The sequence below is a fragment of the uncultured Schumannella sp. genome (assembly GCF_905479755.1).
In the GTDB taxonomy this organism is placed as follows: domain Bacteria; phylum Actinomycetota; class Actinomycetes; order Actinomycetales; family Microbacteriaceae; genus DCRR01.
This window is the reverse complement of the sequence record NZ_CAJQNT010000012.1, coordinates 15,353-31,461: the sequence shown is the minus strand read 5'-3', so window position 1 is coordinate 31,461 and position 16,109 is coordinate 15,353. Positions and strand designations below refer to the sequence as shown.

At 69.1% G+C, this 16,109-nt stretch carries 16 protein-coding genes; 13 read left to right on the top strand and 3 right to left on the bottom strand.

Going from position 1 to position 16,109, the window contains the following annotated elements; all coding sequences use genetic code 11:
• Positions 1–219: 219 nt before the first annotated feature.
• A complete protein-coding gene (locus tag QZ258_RS04205; RefSeq protein ID WP_294179290.1) occupies positions 220–1,590 on the top strand; it encodes a pitrilysin family protein in 1,371 nt (456 codons plus the stop codon).
• Between the two features lie 16 nt (positions 1,591–1,606).
• The gene (locus tag QZ258_RS04200; protein ID WP_294179289.1) at positions 1,607–2,209 is read left to right on the top strand and encodes a histidine phosphatase family protein; all 603 of its coding nucleotides are present in this window, start codon (positions 1,607–1,609) and stop codon (positions 2,207–2,209) included.
• 18 nt (positions 2,210–2,227) lie between these two features.
• Here the strand turns inward: QZ258_RS04200 and QZ258_RS04195 are convergent, their stop codons facing one another.
• Complete coding sequence (locus QZ258_RS04195) at positions 2,228–2,704, bottom strand: GNAT family N-acetyltransferase (protein WP_294179288.1); 477 nt, start codon at positions 2,702–2,704, stop codon at positions 2,228–2,230.
• A gap of 53 nt (positions 2,705–2,757) precedes the next feature.
• Here QZ258_RS04195 and dapB point away from each other — a divergent pair, with 53 nt between their 5' ends.
• Both dapB and QZ258_RS04185 read left to right on the top strand, forming a co-directional pair.
• The gene (gene dapB / locus QZ258_RS04190) at positions 2,758–3,507 is read left to right on the top strand and encodes a 4-hydroxy-tetrahydrodipicolinate reductase (protein WP_294179287.1); all 750 of its coding nucleotides are present in this window, start codon (positions 2,758–2,760) and stop codon (positions 3,505–3,507) included.
• Positions 3,508–3,511: 4 nt separating this feature from the next.
• A complete protein-coding gene (locus QZ258_RS04185) occupies positions 3,512–3,955 on the top strand; it encodes a tetratricopeptide repeat protein (RefSeq protein WP_294179286.1) in 444 nt (147 codons plus the stop codon).
• Here the strand turns inward: QZ258_RS04185 and QZ258_RS04180 are convergent.
• Positions 3,930–4,835 carry a TIGR01777 family oxidoreductase gene (locus tag QZ258_RS04180; RefSeq protein ID WP_294179293.1) on the bottom strand — a complete coding sequence of 302 codons (906 nt, stop codon included), beginning with the start codon at positions 4,833–4,835 and terminating at the stop codon, positions 3,930–3,932. The two genes, QZ258_RS04185 and QZ258_RS04180, sit on opposite strands and share 26 nt — an antisense overlap.
• A gap of 14 nt (positions 4,836–4,849) precedes the next feature.
• The gene (locus QZ258_RS04175) at positions 4,850–5,275 is read right to left on the bottom strand and encodes an OsmC family peroxiredoxin (protein WP_294179285.1); all 426 of its coding nucleotides are present in this window, start codon (positions 5,273–5,275) and stop codon (positions 4,850–4,852) included.
• A 50-nt stretch (positions 5,276–5,325) separates the two neighbouring features.
• Between QZ258_RS04175 and QZ258_RS04170 the strand changes: the two genes are divergently transcribed.
• The 9 genes from QZ258_RS04170 to QZ258_RS04130 all read left to right on the top strand — a co-directional run bounded on the left by QZ258_RS04170 (position 5,326) and on the right by QZ258_RS04130 (position 16,075).
• The gene (locus QZ258_RS04170) at positions 5,326–6,132 is read left to right on the top strand and encodes a thymidylate synthase (RefSeq protein WP_294179284.1); all 807 of its coding nucleotides are present in this window, start codon (positions 5,326–5,328) and stop codon (positions 6,130–6,132) included.
• Positions 6,129–6,641, top strand: coding sequence for a dihydrofolate reductase (locus tag QZ258_RS04165; protein WP_294179283.1), 513 nt, complete (start codon positions 6,129–6,131; stop codon positions 6,639–6,641). Before QZ258_RS04170 ends, QZ258_RS04165 begins: the two co-directional genes overlap by 4 nt.
• Positions 6,642–6,651: 10 nt before the next feature.
• Positions 6,652–7,629, top strand: a complete 978-nt coding sequence (gene dapA / locus QZ258_RS04160; protein WP_294179282.1) for a 4-hydroxy-tetrahydrodipicolinate synthase — start codon at positions 6,652–6,654, stop codon at positions 7,627–7,629.
• A gap of 30 nt (positions 7,630–7,659) precedes the next feature.
• Complete coding sequence (locus QZ258_RS04155) at positions 7,660–9,333, top strand: ribonuclease J (protein ID WP_294179281.1); 1,674 nt, start codon at positions 7,660–7,662, stop codon at positions 9,331–9,333.
• Positions 9,334–9,392: 59 nt separating this feature from the next.
• A complete protein-coding gene (locus tag QZ258_RS04150) occupies positions 9,393–10,112 on the top strand; it encodes a hypothetical protein (protein WP_294179280.1) in 720 nt (239 codons plus the stop codon).
• A gap of 126 nt (positions 10,113–10,238) precedes the next feature.
• Complete coding sequence (locus QZ258_RS04145) at positions 10,239–11,249, top strand: efflux RND transporter periplasmic adaptor subunit (RefSeq protein WP_294179279.1); 1,011 nt, start codon at positions 10,239–10,241, stop codon at positions 11,247–11,249.
• On the top strand, positions 11,249–11,974 hold the full coding sequence (locus QZ258_RS04140; RefSeq protein WP_294179278.1) for an ABC transporter ATP-binding protein: 726 nt from the start codon (positions 11,249–11,251) through the stop codon (positions 11,972–11,974). The genes QZ258_RS04145 and QZ258_RS04140 overlap by 1 nt, the downstream gene beginning before the upstream one ends.
• On the top strand, positions 11,971–13,200 hold the full coding sequence (locus tag QZ258_RS04135) for an ABC transporter permease (protein WP_294179277.1): 1,230 nt from the start codon (positions 11,971–11,973) through the stop codon (positions 13,198–13,200). The genes QZ258_RS04140 and QZ258_RS04135 overlap by 4 nt, the downstream gene beginning before the upstream one ends.
• Positions 13,201–13,282: 82 nt before the next feature.
• Positions 13,283–16,075 (top strand): DNA translocase FtsK, encoded by a 2,793-nt coding sequence (locus tag QZ258_RS04130; protein ID WP_294179276.1) that lies wholly within the window; start codon positions 13,283–13,285, stop codon positions 16,073–16,075.
• The last annotated feature ends 34 nt before the right edge of the window (positions 16,076–16,109 follow it).

The following is a 16,109-nucleotide window of genomic DNA, read 5'->3' as shown; positions in this document are numbered from 1 at the left end:
GCGAAGGAGGACTCCCGCTTCAACGCGATAGCAACGACGTCGTCCCGGAACTCCTTGGGGAACGGCTTAGGCATGAGGACATCCTTCCAGCGGCGACGAATCACCACAGATCAGGAGTCACCTAAACCTTCAGCAGTCCCGGCGAGGCTTTTGGGGAATTCTCAGGTCCGCGTGTCGCGGGGCGCACCCCCGTCGGACGGATGACGTAGGCTCGCGGTGATGAACGGCGCAGTGCGGCTCCCCCTGGAAACTCCCGAACTCGAGATCCTCGCTTCCGGGTCGACCCGGGTCCGCCGGACCGTGCTCCCCAACGGGGCTCGGATCCTCAGCGAGCAGGTTCCGGGAGCCCAGAGTGCAACCGTCGGCTTCTGGGTCGCCGTGGGATCACGCGACGAAGAACCGGTCACCTACGGCGCGACCCACTTCCTGGAGCATTTGCTGTTCAAGGGGACCGGTACGCGATCCGCACTCGACATCGCGGTCGCATTCGACTCCGTCGGCGGCGAGCACAATGCCCTCACCGCGAAAGAGCACACCTGCTACTACGCCAAGGTGCGCGATGTCGACGTGCCGATGGCGATCGAGGTGCTCGCCGACATGTTCACCTCCTCGGTGCTCGATTCTGAGGAGTTCGAGAGCGAGCGCGGCGTCATCCTGGAAGAACTCGCGATGGCGGATGACGACCCCGGCGATGTCGTCGGGGAGCGGATCTTCGAGGCGGTGTTCGGAGAGCATCCTCTCGGTCGGCCGATCGGCGGAAACCCGGCCTCGATCGGTGCGGTCGGGCGCGACGCCGTCTGGGCGCACTACCGAGAGAACTACCGGCCGCAGGATCTCGTCGTGACGGTCGCGGGTGCGATCGACCACGACGACCTGGTCGCCGCGACGATCGCGGCGCTCGACCGGGCCGGCTGGTCGCTCGAGGCACCCGCGGCCCCCGTTGCCCGGCGCAGCGACGTCACGCATCCGGTCGCGGCGCCACGCGCCCCCGGCGGGGGTGCGAGTCGGCTAGTGCCTCGGCCGCTCGAACAGGTCAATGTAATGCTCGGCGTCCCCGGCATCTCCGCCGTGGATGAGCGGCGACCCGCGCTCGCGATTCTGAACTCGACCCTCGGCGGGGGCATGTCCTCGAGACTGTTCCAGGAGATCCGCGAGGAGCGCGGCCTCGCCTACTCGGTCTACTCGTTCGCCTCCGGATACTCCGACGCCGGACTCTTCGGCCTCTACGCGGGGTGCTCGCCGGCGCGCGCGGGGGAGGTGGCCGAGCTCATGCTCGCCGAATTCCGCAAGCTCGCGGCCGAGGGCATCAGCGCGGAGGAACTCCAACGCGCGCGCGGACAGCTCGGTGGCGCCTCGGCGCTGGCGCTCGAGGACTCCGACGCGCGGATGTCGCGACTGGGACGCAGTGAGTTGACGCTCGGGGAGTTCGCCGATCTTGACGAGACGCTCGCGCGCCTCGAGCGCGTCACGCGGGACGAGGTGCGCGAACTCGCCGCAGAGCTCGTCGCGGGTCCGCTGTCGATCGCCGCGGTCGGCGCGGTCGACCCTGACACCTTCCGGAAGCTCGACGTCGAGCCCACCGCTGCCTGATTCTGGGAGAACTTCGATGTCTCGATACCTGTACCTCGTGCGCCACGGCGAGCAGTTGGATGCCGAACACGGACTGCCGGATGGCCCGCTGAGCCCGCGCGGCGTCCGACAGGCCGAGGCGATCGCCGACCGGCTGAGCGGCGTGCCGTTCGATGCCGCCTGGACCTCGCCGCTCGAGCGCGCACAGGAGACCGCGCAGATCATCGGTTCCCGCATGCCGGCGGTACCCATCCAGCCGCACACGCTGCTGATGGACTGCATCCCCTCCGGTCCGACCCCCGACCTGCCGCACGGCTTCGAGGCCTTCTTCGGGGGGATCACCGAGGAGGAGATCGCCGCCGGCGAAGCGCAGATGACGGATGCCGGTGCCGAGTGGATCGCCCCCGCGCGCGAAGACCGCCACGAGTTGCTGATCACGCACAACTTCGTGATCGGCTGGTTCGTGCGTGAGACCTTCGGGGCGGCGCCGTGGCGCTGGCTCGGCGTGAATCAGGCCAACTGCGGCCTCACGATCATTCGCGTGCGCTCGGCCAAGCCCGCCGTGCTCGTGACGCACAACGACCTCGGTCACCTGCCGCCCGAACTGCGGACGGGGCTCAGCGTCGACCAGCCCTACTGAGCCCGGCGGCGCGCTCGGTCACAGCGGCTTTCGAAACCAGTGGGTCGCGTTGGGGTTGTCGTTGTAAGGCGCCGTGTCGACGTAGCCGGACGTGCGGTAGAGCTGCTGCGCAGCCTCGAGGCTTTCGTTGGTGTCGAGCACCGCGGTCGTCGCGCCGAGGTCGCGCGCGGCCTGCTCGAGCGCGAGCAGGAGGGCGCGTCCGGCGCCCTGCCCCCGCGCGGTCTCGCGAATCCAGAGGTGTTTGACCTCGGCGCGGTCGGCGTCGAGGAGCCGGATGCCCCCGCAGCCGAGCGCGGCTGCCTCGTCATCGCCCGGCGAGGTGCCGGTCACCACGAAGAACACCCCCGCGGGCGGGGTGAACGCGGCGGCGTCCGGAATCACGACGCGATAGCCTTCGGGCCGGCTGAGAAAGCCGAGCTGGCGGCTCGTGAAGTACTCGGTCAGCAACTCGCGCGCGAGCGGGTCAGAGGTCGGGGTCGGCACGAACTGCAGCACCTGCCCAGGCTACGCCGACGAGCGCGGCGCCCTCGGCTCGATAGCATGAACGCATGGTCACACGCGTCGCGATCGTCGGAGCTTCGGGTCGAATGGGAACGCTCACGACACGACTCGTCGAGCAGGATCCCGAATTCGAGGTACATGCGCTGGTCGGATCGAAAGACCCGATCGAGCTCATCGAGGGCGCCGGTCTCGTCGTCGATCTCACGATTCCCTCGGTCTCGGCGGGCGTCGTGGATGCCGCGCTGGAGCGTCGCATCCCCGTCCTGGTGGGCACCTCGGGGTGGAGCGCCGACCGGATCGATGCGCTCCGCGCCAAGCTCCGCTCGGTGCCCGAGCTCGGTGTCGTGATCGTGCCGAACTTCTCGCTCGGCTCCGCCATCGCCACCTGGCTCTCGACGCTCGCGGCCCCGCACTTCGACTCGATCGAGATCGTCGAGAGTCACCACGCCGAGAAGGTCGACTCGCCATCGGGAACGGCCGTGCGCACCGCCGAGCTCATCGGGACCGCGCGGGCCGAGGTGGGTCCGGTCCGGGCGCCGCACAACGATCAGCGCGCGCGGGGTCAGCAGGTCGCGAGCATTCCCATCCACAGTCTGCGGATGGACGGGGTGCTCGCCGAGCAGGAGGTCCGGTTCGGCGGCACCGGTGAGACCGTCCGGATCAGCCACCAGACGCTCTCCGACTCCTCCTACGAGGCGGGGATTCTGATCGCCATGCGCGCGACGCGGGAGCATGTCGGGCTCACCGTCGGACTCGACAAGCTGCTGGGTCTCGGCGGCCCGCGTCGGCGAGGCTGAATCGATGACGACGCGCATCGGGGTGGTCGTCATGGCGGCGCTGCTCGGCCTGTATCTGGTCTTCGCCGTGCGCTACGGCGTGCTCATGATCGGGCTGGACGGCATCGTCCCGGTCGCGATCGGGATCGCCCTGCTCGTGCTTCCGCTGCTGGCGGCGGGCACGATCGTGGCCGAGGTGACCTTCGGGGTGCGCGCCGAGAAGCTTGCGCGCCGTTTGGAGGCCGAGGGGGGACTCCCGGACGAGGAGATTCCGGCCTCGGCGAGCGGTCGCGTCGATCGCACCGCGGCCCAGGCCGTCTTTGCCACCTATCAGCAGGCCGTCGAGGCGGAGCCGGGCGACTGGCGCGCGTGGTATCGACTGGCCCTGGTCTACGACGCAAGCGGCGACCGTCGGCGTGCGCGCTGGGCGACGCGCACCGCGATCAGGCTCGAGCGCGACGCTCGCTGAACGCGGCCGCGACCACGTCTTCGATGCTCGGATGCGCCCACTCGAAGCCGTCGGCCTGCAGGCGGGTCGGAATCACCTTGGCGCTGTCGAGCAGCAGATGCTGACCCGCTTCGCCGAGCAGCAGTCGCACCACCCACTCCGGAACACGCAGCAGGTACCAGCGCCGCGCCTCGGTGGCGATCGTCGCGGCCACCCGGTCGAAGGTGGCGGGAACCGGGGCGGTGAGGTTGACCGGTCCGCGAAGCGGTGACGTGAGCAGGTGGATGAGGGCCGCCGCCTCGTCGTGCCGGCTGATCCAGCTCCAGTGCTGGCCGCCGGTGCCGAACCGGGTGGCGAGGCCCAGCCGCGTGAACAGGGCAAGCGGAGTCAAGGCCCCGCCGCCCGCGCCGACGACCGCGGCGCTGCGTGCGTGGACGACGCGGGTCGCCTTCGGCGCCAGCGTGGCGGCCTGCTCCCACTCGGTGACGAGATCGCACAGGAATCCGTCGCCCGCGCTCGAGGTCTCGGTCAGGCGCTCGCCGGGCCGGTCGCCGTAGAAGCCGACCGCCGACGCGCTCACGAACACCCGCGGGGGCGTGCGGGCCATGTTCATGGCCTCGGTGAGCGTCCGCGTGGTGTCGATGCGCGACTGCCGCAGCACCGCGCGGTACCGCGGCGTCCAGGGGATGCGGCTGATCGAGGCGCCGGAGAGGTTGATCACCGCATCCACGTCATCCATGACGCGGTAGTCCATCGTGCGCGAGGCCGGAGCCCAGTTCACCTCGTCGGCGGCGCGCGGCTCGCGCCGCACCAGCTTCCGCACCTCGTGGCCGTGCGCGCGAAGTTGACGCACCAGCTCGGTGCCGATGAACCCGGAGGCGCCCGAAACGAGGACGCGCAGCGGCGCCGGCGTGCTCAGGCGAGACTCGCTTCGAGCGTGATCGGGACCCCGGCCAGGGCCTTCGAGACCGGGCAGTTCTGCTTCGCGCTCTCGGCGATTCGCTCGAACTGCTCTTCGCTGATGTCCGGGATCTTGGCGCTGACCAGCAGATGGGATCCGGTGATCCCTTCGCCCGGCTGGAATGTCACGGCGGCCGTCACCTGCAGGCTCTCCGGCGGAAAGCCGGCCGAGCTGAGCTCGTTCGAGAACGCCATCGAGAAGCACGCCGAGTGGGCGGCGCCGAGGAGTTCTTCGGGATTGGTCTGCCCGGCAACGCCCTCGGAGCGCGCGGCCCAGGTCACCGGGAACTCGGCGGCATCCGAGGAGTCCAGTGACGTCGTCCCCGAGCCGCTCGTCAGATCCCCGAACCACAGAGTCGTGGCTTCGCTTGTCACCGTCATGGCATCCTCCTCGATCCGAAAACACTCTACGTCGGTTAGCATCGCACTCGATGAGCACGATTCCCACACCCTACGAGGACCTCCTGCGCGAGACCCTGGCAGCGGGCGTCCACAAGTCCGATCGCACGGGGACGGGAACCCGCAGCGTCTTCGGCCGCCAGCTGCGTTTCGATCTCGCCGAGGGGTTCCCGCTCATCACGACCAAGCGCGTCCACTTCAAGTCGATCGCGATCGAGCTGCTCTGGTTCCTGCGCGGCGACTCGAATGTCTCGTGGCTGCGCGAGCGCGGCGTCACCATCTGGGATGAGTGGGCCGACCCGAGCGGCGATCTCGGCCCGGTGTACGGGGTGCAGTGGCGCTCCTGGCCGAGCCCGAGCGGCGAGCAGATCGACCAGATCAGCGACGTCATCGAGCAGATCCGCGTCAACCCCGACTCGCGGCGCCTCATCGTCTCGGCGTGGAACCCGGCCGACATTCCGCGGATGGCGCTCGCGCCGTGCCACGCGCTGTTCCAGTTCTACGTCGCCGAGGGCAAGCTCTCCTGCCAGCTCTACCAGCGCAGCGCCGACCTGTTTCTCGGGGTGCCGTTCAACATCGCGAGCTATGCGCTCTTGACCCACCTGGTGGCCGCGCAGACCGGGCTCGAGCTCGGAGAGTTCGTCTGGACCGGGGGCGATTGCCACATCTACGACAACCACCTCGAGCAGGTCACCGAGCAGCTGGGCCGCGACCCGTACCCCGCGCCGCGGCTCGAGATCACGACGCCGCGGGAGAGCATCTTCGACTACCAGTTCGAGGATCTTGTGGTGCACGACTACCAGCACCACCCGGCGATCCGCGCCGCCGTCGCCGTATGACGCGCTCCGAGCTCGGACTGATCTGGGCCCAGGCCCGCGGCGGCGTCATCGGCGCCGACGGGGGGATGCCCTGGCACCTTCCCGAGGACCTGGCGCGTTTCAAGGCGCTGACCCTCACCGACACGGTGGTGATGGGGCGCAAGACCTGGGAGTCGATTCCCCCGCGGTTTCGCCCGCTCGTGGATCGCCGCAACATCGTCGTCACGCGCGACGAGAGCTTCGTGGCACCGGGTGCGGAGGTGGCGCACTCGGTCGAGGAGGCGCTCGAGCTTGCCGGCCCCGAGGCATGGGTGATGGGCGGCGCGCAGCTCTACGCCGCCACGATCGCTCGTGCCGACCGGCTCGAGGTGACCGAGATCGACGTCGAGGTGGACGGGGATGCGCATGCGCCGCAGCTCGACGAGGACTGGGTCGCGGTCGCCACGGCTCCCGCCGAGCCGGGGGAGTGGTGGGAGTCGCGCACGGGATTGCGCTACCGCTTTGTGAGCTACCGCCGCGCGGCCCGATAGCCTGTACTTCGTGTCGACGCGTGAAAACCCTTTCGGTCAGGTGCTCGTTGCGCTCGTGACTCCGTTCACGGCCGACGGCGAAGTGCACTGGGACGACGTCGAAAAGCACATCGATTCCCTCATCTCTCAGGGTGCCGACGGCATCGTCGTTACCGGCACCACGGGTGAGACGAGCACGCTCACCGACCCCGAGAAGGTGCGCCTCGTCGAGGTCGCCAAGTCGGTCGCGGCGGGCCGGGCCAAGATCATCACCGGCGGCGGCTCGAACGAGACCGCCCACGCGATCGAGCTGTACAAGCACAGCGAGAAGGTCGGCGCCGACGGCATCATGATCGTCACGCCGTACTACAACAAGCCCACCCAGGCGGGCATCCTGACCCACTTCCGCATGGTCGCCGACGCGACCGATCTGCCGGTGATCCTCTACGACATCCCGGGCCGGACCGGCGTTGAGATCAAATACGAGACGATCCTCCGCGCGGCGAAGCACCCAAACATCATGGCGATCAAGGATGCCAAGGGCGACTTCAGCGAGGTCAGCCGGGTGCTCAACCAGACCGACCTGCTCTACTTCTCGGGTGATGACGCCAACGTCCTGCCGCATCTGTCGATCGGCGCGGCCGGGCTCATCGGCGTCACCGCCAACATCGCGCCCGCCTCGTATCGAACCATCGTCGACGCGGTCAACAACAACGACCTGCGCACGGCGACCGACGCGCATCGCGCCCTGGAGCCGCTCGTGCGTGCGACCATGACGCACGTGCCCGGCACCGTCGCGGCGAAGTACATCCTGCACGGCCTCGGCCGCATCTCGAGCCCGCGCGTGCGTCTGCCGCTCGTCGGGCCCGAGGAGCACGAGGCAGCGCTCATCGAAGACGAGCTCGCGCTCGTCACCGGCATCGCGGGCGTCGACCCGTCGCGCTTCCGCCCCGACCGCAACGCGGCCGCGGGCGGCGCGTTGCCGAAAGTCGCGGGCACGACCCGCTAATACGCCGGGCTCTCGCCCGCAAGGAGAACAGTGAACCAGGTCTTCGACCCGCCGGCGCTTGAGCCCGGCACCCTTCGCGTCGTGCCGCTCGGCGGCCTCGGCGAAATCGGCCGCAACATGACCGTCTACGAACTCGACGGCAAGCTGCTCGTCGTCGACGCCGGCGTCCTCTTCCCCGAGGAGCACCAGCCGGGCGTCGACCTCATCCTTCCCGACTTCACGCCGATCCGGGAGCGCCTCGACGACATCCTCGCCGTGGTGCTGACCCACGGTCACGAGGACCACATCGGCGCCGTGCCGTACCTGCTCAAGATGCGCAAAGACATCCCGATCGTCGGCTCGCAGCTGACGCTCGCGCTCATCGAGGCAAAGCTCAAGGAGCACCGCATCGCGCCGTTCACGATGGCGGTCAAGGAGGGGCAGACCGAGAAGCTCGGCCCCTTCGAGCTCGAATTCATCGCCGTCAACCACTCGATTCCGGATGCGCTCGCGATCGCCATCCGCACGAGCGCGGGCCTCGTGCTGCACACCGGCGACTTCAAGATGGACCAGCTGCCGCTCGACGGTCGCATCACCGATCTGCGCGCCTTCGCGCGGCTCGGCGAGGAGGGCGTCGACCTGTTCCTGCCCGACTCCACCAACGCCGACGTTCCGGGCTTCACCGCCCGTGAGCGCGACATCGGCCCGGTGCTGGAGAGCGTCATCTCGCGCGCCACGCGGCGCGTGATCGTGGCGAGCTTCTCGAGCCACGTGCACCGCGTGCAGCAGGTGCTCGACGCCGCGGCGCGCAGCGGCCGTCAGGTGGCCCTCGTCGGCCGCTCGATGGTGCGCAACATGGGCATCGCGGCCGAACTCGGCTACCTCAACGTGCCCGACAACGTGCTCATCGACCTCAAGAAGGCGCTCAACCTGCCCGACGACAAGGTCGTCTACATGAGCACCGGCTCGCAGGGTGAGCCGATGGCGGTGCTGGCGCGCATGGCGAGCCAGGATCACCGCATCGAGGTCGGCGAGGGCGACACGGTCATCCTCGCGTCGAGTCTGATCCCGGGCAACGAGAACGCCGTCTACCGCGTCATCAACGGCCTGATGAAGCTCGGCGCGAACGTCGTGCACAAGGGCAACGCCAAGGTGCACGTCTCCGGTCACGCCTCCGCGGGCGAGTTGACCTACTGCTACAACATCCTGACGCCGAAGAACGTCCTGCCGGTGCATGGTGAGACCCGCCATTTGCACGCTAACGCCGAGCTCGCGATCGAGTCCGGGGTCGAGCGCGCGAACACGGTGATCGGTGAGAACGGGATCGTGATCGACCTGCGTGATGGTGAGATGAGCGTCGTCGGTCAGCTCGATCTCGGCTACGTCTACGTCGACGGCTCGACCGTCGGTGAGATCACGGACGCCGACCTCAAGGACCGCCGCATCCTCGCCGAGGAGGGCTTCATTTCGATCTTCGTCGCGATCGACGCCCAGACCGGGCGCGTGATCGTCGGGCCGGAGATCCAGGCGCGCGGATTCGCCGAAGACGAGAACGTCTTCGACAGCGTGCGGCCGCAGATCATCAAGGCGCTTGCCGAAGCTTCGGACAACGGGATGCGCGACGCGCACGGCTACAGCCAGGTTGTTCGCCGCACCGTCGGCCGCTGGGTGAACACCCAGCACCGTCGCCGTCCGATGATCGTCCCGGTCGTCATCGAGGCTTAGCCGCAGCTCCGCGCCTGGGACCGGTTGAACGGGGGCTCGCGGGCAGGTTACGGTAAGCCATGCTCACCTCGCGCCGCCGCGCCGCCGCCCTCTCCGCCGCCCTCATTGCTGCCCTCGTGCTCTCCGGCTGCGCGCCGGAGGAGCCTGCCCCCGAACCGACCGAAACCGTGATCGACGCGGGTCCGGTGGCCACTCCGACCCCGACCGAGACGCGACCCATCGCGCTCGAAGATCTGGCGATCGGCCCGGATGGTCTGGCCGACCTCGTGCTCGGCCAGCCCGTCGACGACGATCCGGAACTCGGACTCATCCACCTCGACCCCGCCGCCTGCACCGACGAGCAGACCGGCTTCGATGCCGGCATCGTGGTCGGCGATCCGCTCGCCGCGTTGTGGATCGCGAACGACCTGTATCGCGACGCGAACGACTCCGCCTACTTCGGCGTCAATGTGGAGCCGGGCGGCGTGATCACGCGCATCGACCTGTTCACCTTCCTCATCCCGACGACGAAGGGCGTGCGGATCGGTGACCCCGACTCGGTCGTCTTCGCCGCCTACCCCGACGCGACCGTGATCACCGGCGATCTGACCGACCTCGTGGTCGTCGAGGGCGAGTTCGGCAAGCTCCAGCTGGAGATCGCGCGCGAGAACGGGCTGTTCGATACGCCGTACTGGAAACCGGGCGAGGCCGACACCGTGCGGTACATCAACGCCTCGGTCGGCAGTGGGTCGTTCAACGTCGTGGCCAGCGACAACATCGCGGGCGTGTGCCCGTTCTGACCTGACGTTCCAGCCGCCCGCAACGTTGGGTGTCGCGTGCGGCGATCTCGTGGTGCAATGAGACGTCTCCCGTGAGGGATTCTCGTTGCGCCGTGCGACGATGCGGCGACGAATCTAGGAGTCACTATGGGGATCGCTCGAACCTGGGTCTTTCCGATCCTGCGGCTCATCGTGCTGGTGGCGATCGGCGCCGCGCTCGTGAAGCTCGCGTTCTTCGCCGACACCGCCGACACGGCGGCGCCGGAGTTCCCGACGGGCGAGATCATCGAGCCTCAGATCCCGGTCACCCTCGGCACCATCAGCAACGACATCGTGCTGGAGGGCTCGATCGCGCCCGCCCCCGCGATCTCGGTCGTGCCGAGCCTCTCGGGCGAGGTGCGCTCGGTGTCGGTGAAGGACGGGGACACCGTCAAAAAGGGGCAAGAGCTCGCCCAGGTGCGGGCCCTCGTCGTCAACTCCGACGGGAGCTCGGGCGGCACCCGCTGGCTCGTGCTCGAGGCGACCTCCTCGGGTGTCGTGTCGGGATCGACCCTGTTCTTCGGCGAGAGCGTCGCGGCGGGAACGGCGGTTGCCAAGATCACCCCCGCCACCTTTGAGGTCAGCGCGACCATTCCGCCCGAGCAGCTGTATCGACTCGTCGAGGAGCCCACCGAGGCGAGCGTCGCCATCAACGGCGGGCCGGCGCCGTTCGCCTGCACGGGCCTCACGATCCTCGTCCCCACCGCCGGGGACGGCGCGGGGGAGGCCGGGTCGACGACGACGGTGCGATGCACCGTCCCGAAGGACGTGCGCGTCTTCGCGGGCCTCACCGCGCAGATGACGATCGCCGGCGGGGTGGCCGAGAATGTGCTGACGTTGCCGATGACGTCGGTGCTTGGCGCGGCCGAGGCCGGGATCGTGTACGTCGTGCTCCCGGACGGCACGACGGAGGAGCGGGCAGTGACGCTCGGGCTCAACGACGGCATCTCGGTCGAGATCATCGACGGGGTCGTCGAGGGTGAGCTGGTCCTGCAATTCGTTCCCGGCGCCCCCGGCGGCGACGGGATCCCGATCGACGGCGGCTTCATCGGAGAAGGCGGCGACTGCCGCCCGGTGCTCGATCCCGAAACCGGCGAGGTCATCGGCGAGGACTGCTGATGCCGCTGCTGCGACTGCGCGGCGTCACGCGCCAGGTCACCCTGCCGGACGGTCCTCCGCTCGAGATCCTGCGGGGGGTCGATCTTGACGTCGAGATGGGCGACCACCTGAGCATCGTGGGCAGGTCCGGGAGCGGGAAGTCGACGCTGCTCAACATCCTGGGGCTCATCGACGAGCCCACGAGCGGACTCGTCGAGATCGACGACACTCCGCTCGCGCGGCTGAGTTCCGGCGAGCGCGACCGACGTCGCGGGCGCGACATCGGGTTCATCTTTCAACAGTTCAACCTGTTGCCGGGCCGGACGGCGCTCGACAACGTGATGACGCCGCTGCTGTATGCGACCGGCCGCCAATTCTGGCAACGACGACGGCTCGCCACCGAGATGCTCGACCGCGTCGGCTTGGCCGGGCGGCTGGCGTCCACACCGGATCAGCTCTCCGGCGGTGAGCAGCAGCGCGTCGCCATCGCCCGCGCGCTCGTGCGCGGGCCGCGGCTCATCCTGGCGGATGAGCCGACCGGTGCCCTCGACGTCGAGACCGGGGCCTCCGTCATGGAACTGCTCGATGGGGTGGCCGAATCCTCGGGAGCGGCCCTCATCACGATCACGCACGACCCGAACGTCGCCGCCCTGGCGCGGCGGCACTACCGGCTCGAGCGCGGCGTGCTGGGACCGGTCGACGCGGTTCGCGTCGCCGCGCTCGCGGCCGGGGGCGTGACGCTGTGACGAGATGGTGGACCGGCCTCGTCGGCTCGGTCGTCGAGGCGTGGTCGGAGCTGCGCATCCACCGGACTCGCGTACTGATGAGTCTGATCGGGGTCGGCGTCGCGGTCGCCGCCCTCACGACGGTCGTCGCCGGGGGTGCCATCGTCGAACAGTCGCAGGTCGAGCAGTACGAGAGATCAAGCGGACGCCCCGCCCTCGTTGTCGTGACCGCCTACGACCCGGTCACGGGCGGCGCTCCGGCCGCCGAGGATCTCGGCCAGGCGTTCTCGACCGCGGCCGAACGCTACTCGATCACCTGGACCAGCCGGGTCTACAACACCGGCACGCAGGTGCAGACGCCGCACGGCGTGCTGGAAAGCAGCATGCTTTTGGTGGATGCCGACTACGGCACGATGCACCGGGTCTCGCTCGCCGAGGGGGAGTGGTTCACCGATCGCGACGAGCTCCGGCTCGCGCCCGCCGTGATCATCAACGAGTACCTCTGGAATCAGCTCGGGTCGCCCGCGCTCCAGACCCATCCGACCCTCGACCTGCTCTCCGGCGAGCAGCCGGTGACCGGCGTGATCGTGGGGATCACGCCCTCGTCGATCTACGACACCTGGCCCACCGTGACCGCCCTCTACTCGGCCGTCGACCGGCTGGTGGCGAACTCGGAGCAGCAGTACGTCAGCCCGAGCCTCGAGATGTGGGTGCCTCCCGAAAACGCCGAACCGCTGCAGGAGGCGGTCCGCCGCGACATCGCCGGCGCGCTCGGTGACGACATCCAGGTGGATGCCTACCGCCAGGATTACCAGACCTGGGGAGACGGCGGCGACCCGTTCCTCGTGCTCAAGCTCATGATCGGCGGCGTCGCGGTGCTGATCCTGCTGCTCGGGGCGCTCGGGCTGCTCAACATCGCGCTCGTCACGGTGAAATATCGGATTCGCGAGATCGGCATCCGTCGCAGTTTCGGCGCCACGGCGGGCCGCGTCTTCTTCTCGGTGATGATGGAGTCCGTCGTCGCGACGACCGTGGCGGGCATCGCCGGGGTGGCGCTCAGCGTTCTCGTGCTGAAGAACCCGCTCACCGCCGAGTACCTCTTCGCCTTCGTCGAGGACGTTCCGCCGTTCCCGGTCGAGGCGGCGATCATCGGGTTGGTCACGGCGGTCGGGGTCGGGGCGCTTGCGGGCCTGTTCCCCGCGCTCGTCGCGGTGCGGGTCAAGGTCATCGACGCCATTCGCTACTGATTCGGGCGCCCGGCGCCGGTCCGCGCAGGGACACGCGCCCCGCCTCCGCGGCCCTGTCGTTCGCCCCGGGTACCGTGACGGCATGGCCACGAGCACCAGGTCGACGAGTTCGCGCGCCCGTTCCGGGTCGCGCTCCTCGAGCGCGCGTTCGCAGCCGACGCGGGCACAGCAGACCAAGAAGCTCCCCGCGCCGAAGCGAGCGGGTGCCCAGAGCGACGAGCCGGGATTCGCGACGACCGCCTACCTCGCGATCGCGCAGGCCGTCGGCGGTGCGGCGCGGCTGTTCGGCAAAGAGAACCTCGCCAAAGACGAGCGTCGCGACGGTGTGCCGTTCTTCCTGGTGCTACTGGCGGCCGCCGGTGCCGTCGTCGAATGGTTCAACCCCACGCACGAGGTCGCGATCGCGCTCGACGCGTACACCTTCGGAGGACTGCTCGGCCGGGTCGCCTTCGCGCTGCCGGTCATCATGGTGGTGTTCGCGGTGTGGCTGTTCCGGCATCCCTCGAGCGTTCACGACAACACCCGGATCGGGATCGGCCTCGGCCTCCTGCTGGCGAGCATCAGCGCGCTGTGCCACCTGTTCGCCGGCGCGCCGCAGCCGAGCGATGGAGCGGTGGCGCTCGCGCGCGGCGGCGGAATCCTCGGCTGGGTGGTCGGGCAGATCTTCGTGCAGTTCGGCGTCGCCTGGCTCGGGGTGGTCGTCGCGAGCGGGCTGCTGCTGCTCTCGTTGCTCATCATGACCAAGACGCCGCCGAACCGCATTGGCGCGCGCCTGGGCGAGCTCTACGCCTACCTGTTCGGGGCCCAGCTGCCGGAGCCGGGCGAGCGCGACCCGAAGGCGAAGACGGAGCCGGTCGAGCTGGGCTCGCTCACCGACCTCGGTCTCGAGGTGGACGATCCGAACTCGATGCCCTGGTGGCGCCGCAACAAGCACCGTGGCGAGGCCGCCTTCGACAGCCCGGTCATCGGCCGCGACGAGAAGACCGAGGTCGTCGACGCGGTGGCGCTGTCGGCCACGCCCGCCGAGCCCGACGACTTCACCATCGACCTGCTCGACGAGCTCGTGAAGGCCGAGGACGCCGTCAAGCGCTTCACGGGCGAGGTCGCCCCCGCCGCGACCGAGATCCGCGAAGACTTCGCCGACCTGCTTCCCGGCTTCCCGGCGTCCACGAGTGAACGCGGTGCGGCGGGCGACTTCGAGGACGGCGACACCGTCGTCGTGCCGAAGGTCGACCCGGCGCCGCGCGCGTCGACCCCGCGACGTCCCTACCGGCTGCCCCCCGCCTCGGTGCTCGCCCCGGGCACACCGCCCAAGGCGCGCACCTCGGCGAACGACGAGATCATCGCCGCGATCACGGGCGTGCTCGGTCAGTTCCAGGTCGACGCCAAGGTCACCGGCTTCAGCCGCGGGCCGAGCGTCACCCGCTACGAGATCGAACTCGGCCACGGCGTGAAAGTCGAACGCGTCACCGCGCTCGCGAAGAACCTCTCCTACGCGGTCGCCTCCAACGAGGTGCAGATCCTCTCGCCGATTCCCGGCAAGAGCGCCATCGGCATCGAGATCCCGAACCGCGACCGTGAGATCGTGTCGCTCGGAGACGTGCTCCGCTCGGGAGTGGCCACCAAGACCGCGCATCCGTTGACGATCGGTCTCGGCAAGGACGTCGAGGGCGGCTTCGTGATCGCGAACCTCGCCAAGATGCCCCACCTCCTGGTCGCGGGGGCAACCGGATCGGGAAAGTCGAGCTTCATCAACTCGATGATCGCAAGCGTGCTGATGCGGGCGAAGCCCGCCGAGGTGCGACTCGTGCTCGTCGACCCCAAGCGTGTCGAACTCGCCGCCTACCAGGGCGTCCCGCACCTGATCACCCCCATCATCACGAACCCCAAGAAGGCGGCCGAGGCGCTGCAGTGGGTCGTGAAAGAGATGGACATGCGCTACGACGACCTGGCGTCGTTCGGCTTCCGGCACATCGACGACTTCAATCGCGCGGTGCTCGCCGACGAGATCAAGCTGCCCGAGGGCAGCGAGCGGGTCCTCCAGCCGTATCCCTATTTGCTCGTCGTCGTCGATGAGCTCGCCGACTTGATGATGGTCGCCCCGCGCGACGTCGAAGACTCGATCGTGCGCATCACCCAGCTGGCGCGCGCGAGCGGCATCCATCTGGTGCTGGCGACACAGCGCCCGAGCGTTGACGTCGTCACCGGGCTGATCAAGGCGAACGTGCCCTCGCGGCTCGCCTTCGCGGTGTCGAGCATGACCGACTCGCGCGTCATCCTCGATCAGCCGGGCGCCGACAAGCTCATCGGCCAGGGTGACGGCCTGTTCCTGCCGATGGGTGCCTCCAAGGCGATCCGCGTGCAGGGAGCGTGGGTGACCGAAGACGAGATCGACGCGGTCGTGAAACACGTCACCGAGCAGGCACGCCCCGAGTACCGCGACGACGTCGCCGCGGTCACCGAGAAGCGCGAGATCGACGCCGACATCGGTGACGACCTCGACGTGCTACTGCAGGCGGCCGAGCTGGTCGTCAACACGCAGTTCGGATCGACCTCGATGCTGCAGCGGAAACTCCGCGTTGGATTCGCCAAGGCGGGTCGCCTGATGGACCTGCTCGAGTCGCGCGAGATCGTCGGCCCGAGCGAAGGGTCGAAGGCGCGCGACGTGCTGGTGACGCCCGCGCAGCTTCCCGAGGTGCTCGCGCAGCTGCGCGGCGACGGTCCGGCCGTGGCTGCTCCCGCGCGCGGCGCGAGCGCCGCCGCCCCGGCCGCGCCCGCCGCCCCGGTGGACCCGATCGAGGCCATGACGAGTGGGTATCCTGAGGAGGAGGGCCCCTCGGACGAGGACGCCTGGAATCTGACCGGCAGGGAGTGATCCGGGTGACCTCAGTCCCGTCCGGCGGCGACAG

What these genes read in the sequence shown, in the direction of transcription:
- QZ258_RS04170 (WP_294179284.1), top strand. Translation starts at nt 5,326, where the DNA reads ATGAGCACGATTCCCACACCCTACGAGGACCTCCTGCGCGAGACCCTG.
- QZ258_RS04165 (WP_294179283.1), top strand. Translation starts at nt 6,129, where the DNA reads ATGACGCGCTCCGAGCTCGGACTGATCTGGGCCCAGGCCCGCGGCGGC.
- QZ258_RS04130 (WP_294179276.1), top strand. Translation starts at nt 13,283, where the DNA reads ATGGCCACGAGCACCAGGTCGACGAGTTCGCGCGCCCGTTCCGGGTCG.
- QZ258_RS04185 (WP_294179286.1), top strand. Translation starts at nt 3,512, where the DNA reads ATGACGACGCGCATCGGGGTGGTCGTCATGGCGGCGCTGCTCGGCCTG.
- QZ258_RS04175 (WP_294179285.1), bottom strand. Translation starts at nt 5,275, where the DNA reads ATGACGGTGACAAGCGAAGCCACGACTCTGTGGTTCGGGGATCTGACG.
- QZ258_RS04150 (WP_294179280.1), top strand. Translation starts at nt 9,393, where the DNA reads ATGCTCACCTCGCGCCGCCGCGCCGCCGCCCTCTCCGCCGCCCTCATT.
- QZ258_RS04140 (WP_294179278.1), top strand. Translation starts at nt 11,249, where the DNA reads ATGCCGCTGCTGCGACTGCGCGGCGTCACGCGCCAGGTCACCCTGCCG.
- QZ258_RS04200 (WP_294179289.1), top strand. Translation starts at nt 1,607, where the DNA reads ATGTCTCGATACCTGTACCTCGTGCGCCACGGCGAGCAGTTGGATGCC.
- dapB (WP_294179287.1), top strand. Translation starts at nt 2,758, where the DNA reads ATGGTCACACGCGTCGCGATCGTCGGAGCTTCGGGTCGAATGGGAACG.
- QZ258_RS04145 (WP_294179279.1), top strand. Translation starts at nt 10,239, where the DNA reads ATGGGGATCGCTCGAACCTGGGTCTTTCCGATCCTGCGGCTCATCGTG.
- QZ258_RS04205 (WP_294179290.1), top strand. Translation starts at nt 220, where the DNA reads ATGAACGGCGCAGTGCGGCTCCCCCTGGAAACTCCCGAACTCGAGATC.